We start from the raw sequence: 12289 nt of genomic DNA, 5'->3' as shown, positions 1-12289 counted from the left end.
CCGGCGCGCGGCGCAAGGTCAGATCAGCTTGACCTGGGTTCCGACCTTGGCCATGCCGAAGAGCTCCTGGATATGTTCGTTGTAAAGCCCGATGCAGCCCGAAGAGGCCTGGCGCCCGATCTTGCGGGTGTCATGCGTGCCATGCACCCGGTAAGCCGGCCAGGAGAGATACAGCGCATGGGTGCCCAGGGGGTTGCCCGGCCCCGGCCCCACCACCGCCGGCAGGGTCGGGTCGCGGCGCAGCATGTCCTTGGTCGGCCGCCAGGTCGGGCCCACCACCTTCTCCACCACTTCCGTCATGCCGCGCCGGGTCAGATCCTCGGACAGGGGCACCGAGCAGGGGTAAAGCTTGTAGGTCACCCCATCCTCGCCCCAGTAATGCACCGCGCGCGAGGTCATGTCGGCCAGGATCACCCCATGCTGCAGGCTCGGGAAATGGTCCTGCCATTCCAGCGTCCGGAAGGAGGAGATATTGGCCCGCACATCCGCCTTCGCCCGCATCAGCCCCGGCGTGGCAAGGCCGGTGACGACGATCGCCCCCAGTCCGGTCAAGAGGCGGCGGCGATAGGGGTTTTGCGCGGTCATCGGTCTCTCCAGAAAAATCCGGGGATAAAAGACCCCGGATGGAGCGGCCCTGCAAATCACAATATTATGGGATATCCGGGGCTTGAAGATCGGCGCGGCAGGCCCCACGTCAGCAAATGCCCTCAGCGTTTGGCCCGCTTCGAGGCGCCGGGGTCCGGGATGCCGGGGCGGGTTAACGAACCCCTAACAGATTTTCCGAAACACATCGAAATCAATGGCATGCCGGGGCTTGCACGCGTGCAAACCCCGGCTTTTCACGCTTCAGTAGACCACGACGGCGCGGATGCTCTTGCCTTCATGCATCAGGTCGAAGCCCTTGTTGATGTCATCGAGCGACAGGATATGGGTGATCATCGGGTCGATCTCGATCTTGCCGTCCATGTACCAGTCGACGATCTTGGGCACATCGGTCCGGCCGCGGGCGCCGCCGAAGGCCGTGCCTTTCCAGACCCGGCCGGTGACCAGCTGGAAGGGACGGGTCTCGATCACGGCGCCGGCGGGCGCCACGCCGATGATGATCGACTGGCCCCAGCCGCGGTGGGTGCATTCCAAAGCGTCGCGCATCACCTTCACATTGCCGGTGCAATCGAAGGAGTAATCCGCCCCGCCGATCTTGTCGAAGGGGGTCTTGGTCAGATCGACGATGGCCTGGACGACCGAGGTCCCCTCGGGCAGTTTCCTGGGATTGACGAAATGGGTCATCCCGAAGCGGCGGCCCCATTCCTCCTTGTCGTCGTTCAGATCGACGCCGATGATCTTGTCGGCCCCGGCCATCCGCAGGCCCTGAATGACGTTGAGGCCGATGCCGCCCAGGCCGAAGACAACTGCCGTCGCCCCCGCCTCGACATTGGCGGTGTTCAGGACCGCGCCGACCCCGGTGGTGACCCCGCAGCCGATGTAGCAGATCTTGTCGAAGGGCGCGTCCTCGCGGACCTTGGCCAGCGCGATCTCCGGCATCACCGTATGGTTGGCGAAGGTCGAGCAGCCCATGTAGTGATAGATCGGCGTGCCATCCAGCATCGAGAAGCGGGTGGTGCCGTCGGGCATCAGGCCCTGGCCTTGCGTCGCACGGATCGCGGTGCAGAGGTTGGTCTTGCGCGACAGGCACGAGGGGCACTCGCGGCATTCGGGCGTGTAAAGCGGGATGACGTGGTCGCCGGGCTTGAGCGATTTCACCCCGGGGCCGACGGCGATGACGACGCCCGCGCCCTCATGGCCGAGGATGGCCGGGAACAGCCCCTCGGGATCGGCGCCCGAGAGGGTGAATTCATCGGTATGGCAGATGCCGGTGGCCTTGATCTCGACCAGGACCTCGCCCTCCTTGGGGTCGGCAAGGTTCACCTCCATGACCTGCAGGGGCTGGCCGGGGGCAAGGGCAACGGCGGCACGGGTGCGCATGGGAGATCCTTTCTGACTGGTTCGGCGCGCAAGCTGAGGCAGAGCGGCAAAAATTGCAACGCCGTTCGCGGCGGGTCATGTGGGTTTTCCGCCCATGGGTCCTGGGTTTATGGACGGACCGGGGCGCGGCTGCCAGATTGGACGGGACATCCCTTGTGAACGGAGATTGCCATGCGCCCCCTGATCCTCTTGCCCGCCCTCTGCCTCGCCCTCGCCGGATGCGTGCCGCAAGGCGGCCCCCTGCCACCCGAGCCCGGCCCGGTGGCGAGCCTTGCCACCTGCGGCGGCGATGTGCTGCAGACCCTGGTGGGCGAGCATGTCTCTGTCCTGCCGGCGCGCGGCGCCTATAGCACCCTGCGCATCATCCGGCCCGGCATGATGGTGACGATGGACTATTCCGCCACGCGGCTGAACGCGCGGGTGGATGGCGCGGGCCGGATCCTGTCGCTGTCCTGCGGCTGATCGCCCTGTCATGGCAAAAGCAAAGGCCCCGGACTTCTCCGGGGCCTTCGACATTCTGACCGAAGCCTTACGAGGCTTTGTAGGCCGTGTGGCAGGCCTTGCAGGCCGCGCCGACGGCCCCCATGCCGGCCTTGACGCCATCGAGGCTCGACGCGTCCATCGCCTCGGCCGCCTTGCCAAGGTCTTCGGCCTTGGCGGCGAAATCGTCCCAGCTGGTCCAGATATCCGGCTTGGCCTTGGAGGCGGGATCGGTGGCCTGGTTCTTGAAGACCTCCGGGATCTTCTTGGCATCGGCGATCAGAGCCTCCTTGGCGGCCTGTGCGGCGGCGGCGTCGAAGGCGACCTTGCCGCTGGCCATGCCGCCCAGCGTCTTGGCCGCGGCGCCATTGGCATCCATCACGTCCTGACGCGCTTTGACATCAGGATCGGTGGCCCCTTCGGCCAGGGCAACGCCACCCGCCATCAGCAGGCCAAGTACAAGGATCTTTGCGGTGAATTTCATTTTCCGGGCTCCGGTCAGGAATGATCAGGGCACTATGACCCGGCTTTGTGACGCAGGGATACGGACTTTGGTCTGAAAACGCGCGTTTCACGCGATTGTCATTGGGAAAATCAGCCACTTGCAGGCGGGACACCGCGCAAACCATCGCCACCCCCGCCCCGGCGGGGCTTGGAGGAGCGGGAACAATGTGCGAACATGGCACCCATGCCGAACCGCCGAATCCTCTCGCTCTGGTTTCCCCGCCTCGCCGCCGAACGCGCGCTGCGCCTGCGGCGCGATGCCTTGCCCCTGCCCTTCGCCATGGTCGGCGACGAGAAGGGCGCGCAGGTTCTGACCTCGCTCAACGCCGAGGCCGAGGCGGCGGGCCTGCGTCAGGGCCAGCCTTTGCGCGATGCCAGCGCCATGTGCCCCGGCCTTGTGACCCGGGCGGCGGACCCTTTGGGCGAGGCGGCCTTTCTGACCGTGCTGCGACGCTGGGCGGGCAAGTTCAGCCCCTGGGTGGCCGAGGAGCCGCCGGCGGCGCTGGTCATCGACCTGACCGGTTGCGCGCATCTCTTCGGCGGCGAGGCGGCCCTTCTGGCGCAGGTCGAGGAGGATTGCGCCGATCTGGGCCTGACCCTGCGCGCCGGGATCGCCGATACGCGGGGGGCGGCCTGGGCGCTCGCCCGCTATGCCGGGCGGCAGGCGCGGCCCCTGCGCAACGGCGATGCGATCGATCAGGAGGCGCGGGCCACCCGCTCGCGCGCGGTGAAACGCCCGGGCTGGGCGCGGGGCGGGGATATGGCCTCAGGTGGCGGCGCCAGCCTGCCGCAGGGCGTGATTGCCGCCCCCGGCCAGACGCGCCAGGCCCTGGACGATCTGCCGCTGCCGGCGCTGCGCCTGTCGGCGGATGCGGTGGCGGGGCTGAACCGCCTGGGGCTGAACCGGGTGCGCGACCTGCTGGACCTGCCGCGCGCCGGCCTTGCCCGCCGCTTTGGCGCCGACACGATGCGCCGCCTGGACCAGGCCCTGGGGATGGAGCCGGAACCCGTGGCCCCGGCCCGCGCGCCCCTGCATTTCGCCACCCGCCTGACCTTTCCCGACCCGATCGGCCTGACCGAGGATATCACCGCCGGCCTCGACCGCCTGCTGGACCCCCTGTGCGAGAAGCTGCGCGCCAATGCCCGGGGCGCCCGCCGGGTCAGGCTGGAGGCCTGGCGCAGCGATGGACGGGTGGAGCGGGTGGAGATCGGCCTCGCCCGCCCCGCCGACCGGCCCGAGGCGATCCGGCCGCTGATCCTGCTGAAGCTCGACAGCATCGACCCCGGCTTCGGCATCGATTGCCTGCGGCTGGCGGCGGTGGAGACCGAGCCCTTGCACGCCGTCCAGCACCGCGGCCACGGTGACGCCTCTGCCGCGGCGGCGGCGCGCCAGACCGCCGACCATGCGCTGGCCGATCTGATCGGCAAGCTTGGCGCGCGGCTGGGCTCCGAGGCGGTCACCCGCCTGCACCCCGGCGAAAGCCATATCCCGGAGAAGGCCGCGCAGACCCTGGCCGCGGCCTGGTCCGCCCCGCATCCCGCGCCCTGGCCGCAGCCGCGCGCGCCGCGGCCGCTGACGCTCTTCCGCCCCGAACCCGTCACCGCCCCGCAAGAGCCGACCCCGCCCGCCCGCTTCCGCTGGCGCCGGCGCGACCTTGCGACGCGGATGGCCTCCGGCCCGGAACGGATCACCCCGGAATGGTGGCTTGACGACCCCGACTGGCGCAGCGGTCCGCGCGACTACTGGCGGGTCGAGGTGGAGGGGGGCGAGCGGCTCTGGCTCTTCTACGCCCATGGCGGGGAGATGTCGGGCGGCTGGTTCTGCCAGGGGCTTTTCGCCTGAGACCTGCGCCGGTTGCGGCGTGGAAGCCTCCGGCGGGGATATTTGGGGACCGATGAAACGGCTGGGACGTGCTGCCCGGCCGTGGGGCAAAAGCCTAGGGCAGGCGGTTCAGCACGTCGAGGCTGGCATAGCCATCGGGCGTGATGCCGACCGAGGTTTGGAAGGCGCGGATGGCGGATTGGGTCAGGGGGCCGATGCGGCCATCCGCCCCGCCCGCGTCAAAGCCGGCGAGGGTCAGGCGGTGTTGCAGGGCGATCCGCTCCTCCAGCGTCAGGGCGCGCAGATCGCGGGGCCAGGGGGAAAGGATCGGCCCGCCGCCGATGATCCGGTCACCGAGGTGACCCACGGCGATGACATAGGCGTCGGCGGGGTTGTAATGTTCGATCACATGGAAGTTCGGGCAGATCAGGAAAGCCGCCCCGCGCGCGCCGCCGGGCAGAAGCACCGAAGCCGGGCCGCAGTCGGGCAAGGCGCCGCCACCGGCGCGCGCCACGCCCATGGCCTGCCATTCGGCGGCGGTGTGGTGGATCTTCTCTCCCGCCAGAAGCGTGTCGAAGCCATTGGGCAGCGTGACCTCCACCCCCCAAGGCTGGCCCTTCTGCCAGCCATAGCGCGCAAGGTAGGCCGCGGTGGAGGCCAGCGCATCGCCGGGGCTGTCGTCCCAGATGTCGCGCCGCCCGTCGCCGTCGAAATCCACCGCGAGGGCAAGGTAGCTTGAGGGCATGAACTGCGTATGCCCCATCGCCCCGGCCCAGCTGCCCAGCATCGCCGCACGCGTCACATCGCCCTCTTGCAGGATGCGCAGCGCCGCAAGAAGCTCGCGTTCGAAATAGGCGCCGCGCCGGGTGGACGAGGCCAGGGTCACCAGCGCCGCCACGGTCGGAATATCGCCACGGTTCACGCCATAGCTGCTTTCCAAGCCCCAGATCGCCAGCAGAACCTGCCGGTCCACCCCGTATTTCGCCTCGATCCTGTCCAGCAGGGCATTGCGCGTCTTCAGCGCCTTTTGCCCGGCGGCGATCCGGTCATCAGAGACCGCGCGGTCGAGGTAATCCCAGATGGTGCGGGTGAATTCGGTCTGGTTGCGGTCCTTCTCGACCACATCTTCGCGCAAGGTGACCCCGGTCAAAGCCATATCCAGCGTCGCCTCGGAAATCCCCGCCGCCAGCGCGCGGGGCCGGAAGGCCGCGATCCATGCCGTCACATCGCCTGTCGCCACCGAAATCTCCTGCCTTGCGTGCAACGCCGGGCGCGTCGGCGGTTCGGCCAGCGCCGGGCTGCCCATCAAGATGAGCCATCCCAGCGCCAGACCTTTCGCAAACCCTTGCCCCATGGGGCCTTTGTGGCAAAGGCCCGGGGCCTGCACAAGGCCGCGTCACGCCACCCGGCGCAGCTCTGCCGGGGTGTCGCGCAGCAGCGACAGGATTTCGGCATTCTGCCGCTCCAGCCGGTGCAGGTGGTCCTGCAGTTCCGAAATCGTCCGGTTGCCGGTGTTCTGCAGCAGGAACACCATCAGGAAGGTGGTGATCGTGGTGCCGGTGTTGATCACCAGCTGCCAGGTGTCGGAATAGCCGAAGAGCGGCCCGCTGATGGCCCAAAGCATCACGACCGCCAGCGCGCCCAGAAAGGCGGCGGGCCGGCCGAGTGCCACCGAAATCCACTCGGACAGCAGTTCGAAGCGGCTTTTGAAGAAAGCTTTCATTTCATCGTCTCCTTGCGACCGGCCACCAGAAGCGGCCAGGCAAGGATCACAAGCGAACCCTGTCTAGCGCCCTGACGGCACGGTCAATCGACTGAGGGTTGGCATGAGGATAAGATCCATGTGATACGGAATCAGGTTCCGCCCGGCTGAGATAATCCCCGCCGGCCGATCAGGCAAGTCACGATTTCATCAAGTCTCAGCGCGGCTTGCGGGTCACCTTGCGCTTGATCGCGTCGCGCTTGGCCTTGAAGCCGACCGGCTTGCGCGGGCTGTAGCGCCCGGGCCTGGCGCTCGCCGTCTTGATCGCCCCGCCCTCGATCGAGAGAAGCTCCAGCGTCAGGCCACCAGTGACCGGCGTCGCCTCGGTCAGCCGCACCAGCACGCGCTGGCCCAGGCCGATGACCTGGCCGGAATCCGACCCGGTCAGGGTCTGGCTCGTCTCGTCGTAATGGTAGAACTCGCGCCCGATGGAGCGGATCGGCACCAGACCATCGGCCTGGGTCTCGTCCAGCTTGACGAACAGGCCGAACTTCTGCACGCCGGAAATCCGCCCCGAAAACTCGGCCCCCACCCGGTCGGACAGATAGGCCGCAAGGTAGCGGTCGGTCGTATCCCGCTCTGCCGCCATCGACCGCCGCTCGGTGTCGGAGATCAGCTTGGCCGTCTCTTCCAGGTTCTCGATATCCCAGGGCGAAAGCCCGTCCTTGCCCCAGCCATGGGCCGAGATCAGCGCCCGATGCACGATCAGGTCGGAATAGCGCCGGATCGGCGAGGTGAAATGCGCGTAGTTGCGCAAGGCCAGGCCGAAGTGGCCGAAGTTGTCAGGTGAATAATAGGCCTGGGTCATCGACCGCAGGGTCGAGATGTTCATCAGCTCGTCAAACTCGGTATCCTCGGCCTGCGACAGCAGCCGGTTCAGATGTGCTGTCTTCAGGACCTGGCCCTTGGCCAGCGTGAAGCCCGAAGCCTCGGCCACCTCGCGCAGCGCGTCCAGTTTCTGCGGGCTGGGCTCCTCGTGAACGCGGAAGAGAAGCGGGCGCTTCAGGCGGATCAGCTCTTCGGCGGCGGCGACATTGGCCAGCACCATGAACTCCTCGATCAGCTTGTGGGCGTCGAAGCGTTCGGCGAAGGAGACGGAGGTGACCTTGCCATCCTCGCCCAGCACGATCTTGCGTTCGGGCAGGTCCAGCTCCAGCGGCTGGCGGGCGGCGCGGGCGCGCTTGAGCGCCTCGTAGGCGCCGTAGAGCGGATGGATCACATCCAGCAGGGCGGCGGTGGCTTCGTCAGGCTGGCCATCCTGCGCCGCCTGCACCTGGGCATAGGACAGGGCCCCCTTGGACCGCATCAACCCGCGGGTGAAGGCATGGCGCAGCTTGTGGCCCTCGGCGTCGATCACCATGCGGACGGCAAGGCAGGCACGGTCGACATGTTCGTGCAGCGAGCAGAGGTCGCCCGACAGCACGTCGGGTAGCATCGGCACCACCCGGTCGGGGAAGTAGCTGGAATTGCCACGCTTCCGCGCCTCGCGATCAAGCGCCGAATTGGGCGTGACGTAATGCGCCACGTCGGCAATCGCGACCCAAAGGACAAAGCCACCCGGATTGGCCGGGTCGGTGTCCGGCTCGGCACAGACCGCGTCGTCCCGGTCGCGGGCATCGGGCGGGTCGATGGTCAGAAGGTTCAGATCGCGCAGATCCTCGCGCGCACCCATGGGAGCTGCCACCATCGCATCGGCCTCGGCGATCACGGCATCGGGGAAGGCGTCGGGGATGCCGTGCTGGTGAATGGCGATCAGCGAGACGGCCCGCGGCCCGGAGGGATCGCCCAGCCTTGCGGTGATGCGGGCATGCGGCAGGCCGATCTGGCGCTTGCCGACCAGCTCCGCCTCGACCAGCTCGCCGTCGCGCGCCTCCAGCGTGGCGTCGCGCGCCACCCGCCATTCCTTGTCGGCGCCCTTGTCGATGGGAACGATGCGGCCGCCCTCGGCGCCTTGCCGGAAGATGCCCAGCACCCTGGCCGGATTGCCGCCCAAAGCGCGGATCAGCCGCGCCTCATAGCCGTGATCCTCGGCCGCGACCTTGGTCAGCCGCGCCAGGATCTTGTTGCCCGCCCCCAGCGCCGGATCGCCCTTCTGCGCCACGATCAGGATGCGCGGCCCATCGGTCGGCACCCCGGCCTCCAGCGGCCGCGCAAACAGATCGCCGTTGCTGTCAGGCGCCAGCACCTCCAGCACGGCCACCGGCGGCAGGGCATCCGCCTCGTGATAGCGCCTTGCGGTGCGGGTGACGGTGCCCTCCGCCTCCAGCTCCTTCAACAGGCGCTTGAGGTCGATGCGGGCATCGCCCTTGATCCCGAAGGCCTTGGCGATGTCGCGCTTGGCCACGAGGGTGGGGTTGTCGAGGATCCACTGGCGGATCTGGTCTTTGGTGGGAATGGGGTTCATGTCCCAGCCCCTAACACGATGCGCGCCGCGCGAAAAGCCGGAAGGCGGCGCGCGCCCCCACCCTGCGCCTCCGGCGGGAGTATTTGGCAAGGAGCAAGTGCAAGACCCGCGCCTCCCCCTGCCACCGTGCCCCCTTCCCCTTTGCCCCCTTTCACACTGGCACAAATATCCCACGGGAGGTCCGGAGGGTGTGAAACCCTCCGGGGCCGGGCCGGGGCACCACCGCCCCGAAGCGGCGCACCCAAAACGACTCATTGGCGGCACCGGCCCGGATGCTTTAGGATGTTCTCTTATTGTTCACGGTACCCCATGCCCTTCATCGAGCTCAGCGCCACCTCCAACTTCACCTTCCTCACCGGGGCCTCCCACCCCGAGGAATATATCCTGCGCGCCGCCGAACTGGGGTTTGCCGCCCTGGCGATCGCCGATCTGAACTCGGTCGCGGGGATCGTGCGGGCGCATACCAAGGCGCGCGAACTGGCGCGGGACGACGGGCCGCAGGTGCGGCTGATCCCGGCGGCGCGGATCGTGCTGCAGGACGGCTTCACCCTGACCGCCCTGCCCCGCGACCGCACCGGCTGGGGCCGGCTCTGCCGCCTCTTGACCGAGGGGCGCAGGCGGGCACCCAAGGGCGAATGCCACCTGACCCTGCAGGATATGCTGGACTGGGGCGAGGGCCTGGCGCTCCTCCTCCATCCCGAGACAGCACAATCTGAAACGGGGCAACCCGAGACGGCGAAACCCGAGACCCCGGTGCGGGGCGGCGCGGGCGCCTGGGTGACACAGGCGCAAAGGCTGACGCGCCGCTTTCCCGCGGCCTGTCACCTGATGCTGGCCCCCGGGTACGATGGTCAGGACGGTGCGCGCTTTGCCCGGCTGACCGCCCTGGCCCGGCGGCTGAAGATACCCACCGTCGCCTCGGCCCAGCCCCTCATGCACCACGGCGCGCGGCGCAAGCTGGCCGATGTGCTCTCGGCCATCCGCCTCGGCCGGCGGATCGACGCGCTCGGCCTCGACGCCGTCCCCCATGGCGAAAACCGCCTGCGCTCGGAGGCCGAGATGCTCCGCCTCTTCCGCGGCTTCGAGGATGCCGTCCACCGCGCCGGCGCCCTCGCCGCCAGCCTCACCTTCTCGCTGGACGAACTGCGCTACGAATACCCGTCCGAGGTGGCCAATGGCGAAAGCCCCGCCGCCCGCCTGACCCGCCTGGCCGAGGCGGGGCTGCGCTGGCGCTATCCGGCCGGGGTGCCCGACAGGGCCCGCGCCCAGATGTCGCATGAACTCGCCCTGATCGCCAAGCTGCGCTACGAGCCCTATTTCCTGACCGTCCACGACATCGTGGCCTTCGCCCGCAGCCGCGGCATCCTCTGCCAGGGCCGCGGCTCGGCGGCCAATTCGATCACCTGCTATGCCCTCGGCGTCACCTCGGTCTCGCCGGAAATCGGCACCATGGTCTTCGAACGCTTCGTCTCCGAGGCGCGCAACGAGCCGCCCGACATCGACGTCGATTTCGAACACGAACGGCGCGAAGAGGTGATCCAGCACATCTACCAGCGCTACGGCCGCCACCGCGCGGGCCTCTGCGCCACCGTCATCCACTACCGCGGCAAACGCGCCATCCGCGAGGTCGGCCGCGCCATGGGCCTGACCGAAGACACGCTGTCCGCCATGTCCTCCCAGATCTGGGGCTTCGGCTCGGCCAAGACCATGAACGACCAGCGCCTGGCCGAGATCGGGCTCGACCCCACCGACCGCCGCCTGCAACTGACCCTGCAGCTGATCGAGGAGATCCAGGGCTTCCCCCGTCACCTCTCCCAACATGTCGGCGGCTTCATCATCACCGAGGGCCGGCTGGACGAACTGGTCCCGATCGAGAATGCCACGATGGAGGACCGCACTGTCATTTGCTGGGACAAGGACGATATCGACACGCTCGGCATCCTGAAGGTGGATATCCTGGCGCTCGGCATGCTCAGCTGCATCCGCAAGGCCTTTGGTCTGTTGGAAAAACACCACGGCACCGCCTATAGCCTCGCCACCCTGCCGCCCGAGGATCCGGCGGTCTATGACATGCTCTGCAAGGCCGACAGCTTAGGCATCTTCCAGGTCGAAAGCCGGGCGCAGATGAACTTCCTGCCCCGGATGCGGCCGCGCAGCTTCTACGATCTGGTGATCCAGGTCGCCATCATACGCCCCGGGCCGATCCAGGGCGACATGGTCCATCCCTATCTGCGCCGCCGCAACGGGCAAGAGGTGGTGACCTTCCCCTCCGACGCCCTGGGCCGGGTGCTGGGCAAGACCCTCGGCGTGCCGCTGTTCCAGGAACAGGCGATGCAGATCGCGATCATCGGCGCGGGCTTCACCCCGACCGAGGCCGACCGGCTGCGCCGCTCGCTCGCCACCTTCAAGAAGCATGGATCGGTCAGCGAGTTCCACGACCGCTTCCTCTCCGGCATGGCGGCCAATGGCTATGACGCCGATTTCGCCAGCCGCTGCTTTGCCCAGATCGAGGGCTTCGGCTCTTACGGGTTTCCCGAAAGCCATGCGGCGAGCTTCGCCCTCCTCGTCTATGCCAGCGCCTGGGTCAAATATCACCACCCGGGCATCTTTGCCTGCGCGCTGCTGAACGCCCAGCCGATGGGGTTTTACGCCCCGGCGCAGATCGTGCGCGATGCCCGCGAACATGGGGTGCGGGTGCTGCCGCCCTCGATCAACGCCAGCCAATGGGACAATGTGATGGAGGAGACCGACGAGCCCAGCACCGGCGGCCTCGCCCTGCGGCTCGGCTTTCGCCAGATCAACGGGATGGGCGAGGAGGAATCGCTCTGGATCACCGCCGCCCGCGGCAATGGCTACCGCGCGGTCGAGGATGTCTGGCGCCGGGCGGGGGTCACGCCGGCCACCATCACCCGGCTGGCCGAGGCGGATGTCTTCGCCGAACTGGGCCTGCCGCGCCGCGACGCGCTCTGGGCCGCGCGGGCGCTGGCGGGCAACAGGCCCCTGCCGCTCTTTGCCGGCGACATGGATGGCGAAGGCATCGTCGAACCGGAGGTCCACTTTCGCACGATGGGCGAGGGCGAGGCCGTGGTGGAAGATTACCTCGCGATGCGCCTGACCCTGCGGCGTCACCCGATGGACCTGTTGCGCGCCTTCTTCTCCCCACAAGGTGCCGGCCCCGGGGCCATCGAGGCCCCGCGTCCGGCATTGCCATGGACGGCGGAGAAGACGGCGCAACCGGCCGAGGCCCGGACCCGCGACACGGTCGGCATGGATATTTAGATCTGGATGAAGCCGCTTTGCGCTTTGCCCAAATACTCCCGCCGGAGGCTTGCCC

General features: G+C 68.2%; 9 protein-coding genes. 3 read left to right on the top strand and 6 right to left on the bottom strand.

Annotated elements, in window-relative coordinates:
* Positions 1–18: 18 nt before the first annotated feature.
* Together AC1DZT_RS01915 and AC1DZT_RS01910 are read right to left on the bottom strand one after the other, a co-directional pair.
* Positions 19–585 (bottom strand): L,D-transpeptidase, encoded by a 567-nt coding sequence (locus tag AC1DZT_RS01915; protein ID WP_478004891.1) that lies wholly within the window; start codon positions 583–585, stop codon positions 19–21.
* A gap of 261 nt (positions 586–846) precedes the next feature.
* The gene (locus AC1DZT_RS01910) at positions 847–1983 is read right to left on the bottom strand and encodes an S-(hydroxymethyl)glutathione dehydrogenase/class III alcohol dehydrogenase (protein ID WP_478004890.1); all 1137 of its coding nucleotides are present in this window, start codon (positions 1981–1983) and stop codon (positions 847–849) included.
* A 171-nt stretch (positions 1984–2154) separates the two neighbouring features.
* Between AC1DZT_RS01910 and AC1DZT_RS01905 the strand changes: the two genes are divergently transcribed.
* A complete protein-coding gene (locus tag AC1DZT_RS01905; protein WP_478004889.1) occupies positions 2155–2445 on the top strand; it encodes an I78 family peptidase inhibitor in 291 nt (96 codons plus the stop codon).
* Positions 2446–2512: 67 nt separating this feature from the next.
* Here the strand turns inward: AC1DZT_RS01905 and AC1DZT_RS01900 are convergent, their stop codons facing one another.
* Entirely contained in the window at positions 2513–2947 is a 435-nt protein-coding gene (locus tag AC1DZT_RS01900; RefSeq protein WP_478004888.1) for a c-type cytochrome, read from the bottom strand.
* Between the two features lie 204 nt (positions 2948–3151).
* Here AC1DZT_RS01900 and AC1DZT_RS01895 point away from each other — a divergent pair, with 204 nt between their 5' ends.
* Positions 3152–4810 carry a Y-family DNA polymerase gene (locus AC1DZT_RS01895; protein WP_478005080.1) on the top strand — a complete coding sequence of 553 codons (1659 nt, stop codon included), beginning with the start codon at positions 3152–3154 and terminating at the stop codon, positions 4808–4810.
* A 94-nt stretch (positions 4811–4904) separates the two neighbouring features.
* Here the strand turns inward: AC1DZT_RS01895 and AC1DZT_RS01890 are convergent, their stop codons facing one another.
* The 3 genes from AC1DZT_RS01890 to rnr form a co-directional block, all read right to left on the bottom strand.
* Positions 4905–6095 carry a lytic murein transglycosylase gene (locus tag AC1DZT_RS01890; protein WP_478005079.1) on the bottom strand — a complete coding sequence of 397 codons (1191 nt, stop codon included), beginning with the start codon at positions 6093–6095 and terminating at the stop codon, positions 4905–4907.
* A 90-nt stretch (positions 6096–6185) separates the two neighbouring features.
* Positions 6186–6512: a low affinity iron permease family protein gene (locus AC1DZT_RS01885; protein ID WP_478004887.1), complete on the bottom strand. Its 327-nt coding sequence runs from the start codon at positions 6510–6512 to the stop codon at positions 6186–6188.
* A gap of 196 nt (positions 6513–6708) precedes the next feature.
* Positions 6709–8955, bottom strand: coding sequence for a ribonuclease R (gene rnr / locus AC1DZT_RS01880; RefSeq protein WP_478004886.1), 2247 nt, complete (start codon positions 8953–8955; stop codon positions 6709–6711).
* A gap of 309 nt (positions 8956–9264) precedes the next feature.
* Here rnr and AC1DZT_RS01875 point away from each other — a divergent pair, with 309 nt between their 5' ends.
* The gene (locus AC1DZT_RS01875; RefSeq protein WP_478004885.1) at positions 9265–12234 is read left to right on the top strand and encodes an error-prone DNA polymerase; all 2970 of its coding nucleotides are present in this window, start codon (positions 9265–9267) and stop codon (positions 12232–12234) included.
* Positions 12235–12289 lie beyond the last annotated feature (55 nt).

The sequence above is a fragment of the Rhodobacter sp. P1_C2 genome (assembly GCF_056406375.1).
This window is presented reverse-complemented; position numbering and strand designations above follow the sequence as displayed.

Bases quoted from the DNA above. Each gene is read 5' to 3' on its own strand.
- AC1DZT_RS01915 (WP_478004891.1), bottom strand. From the start codon at position 585: ATGACCGCGCAAAACCCCTATCGCCGCCGCCTCTTGACCGGACTGGGG.
- AC1DZT_RS01910 (WP_478004890.1), bottom strand. From the start codon at position 1,983: ATGCGCACCCGTGCCGCCGTTGCCCTTGCCCCCGGCCAGCCCCTGCAG.
- AC1DZT_RS01905 (WP_478004889.1), top strand. From the start codon at position 2,155: ATGCGCCCCCTGATCCTCTTGCCCGCCCTCTGCCTCGCCCTCGCCGGA.
- AC1DZT_RS01900 (WP_478004888.1), bottom strand. From the start codon at position 2,947: ATGAAATTCACCGCAAAGATCCTTGTACTTGGCCTGCTGATGGCGGGT.
- AC1DZT_RS01895 (WP_478005080.1), top strand. From the start codon at position 3,152: ATGCCGAACCGCCGAATCCTCTCGCTCTGGTTTCCCCGCCTCGCCGCC.
- AC1DZT_RS01890 (WP_478005079.1), bottom strand. From the start codon at position 6,095: ATGGGCAGCCCGGCGCTGGCCGAACCGCCGACGCGCCCGGCGTTGCAC.
- AC1DZT_RS01885 (WP_478004887.1), bottom strand. From the start codon at position 6,512: ATGAAAGCTTTCTTCAAAAGCCGCTTCGAACTGCTGTCCGAGTGGATT.
- rnr (WP_478004886.1), bottom strand. From the start codon at position 8,955: ATGAACCCCATTCCCACCAAAGACCAGATCCGCCAGTGGATCCTCGAC.
- AC1DZT_RS01875 (WP_478004885.1), top strand. From the start codon at position 9,265: ATGCCCTTCATCGAGCTCAGCGCCACCTCCAACTTCACCTTCCTCACC.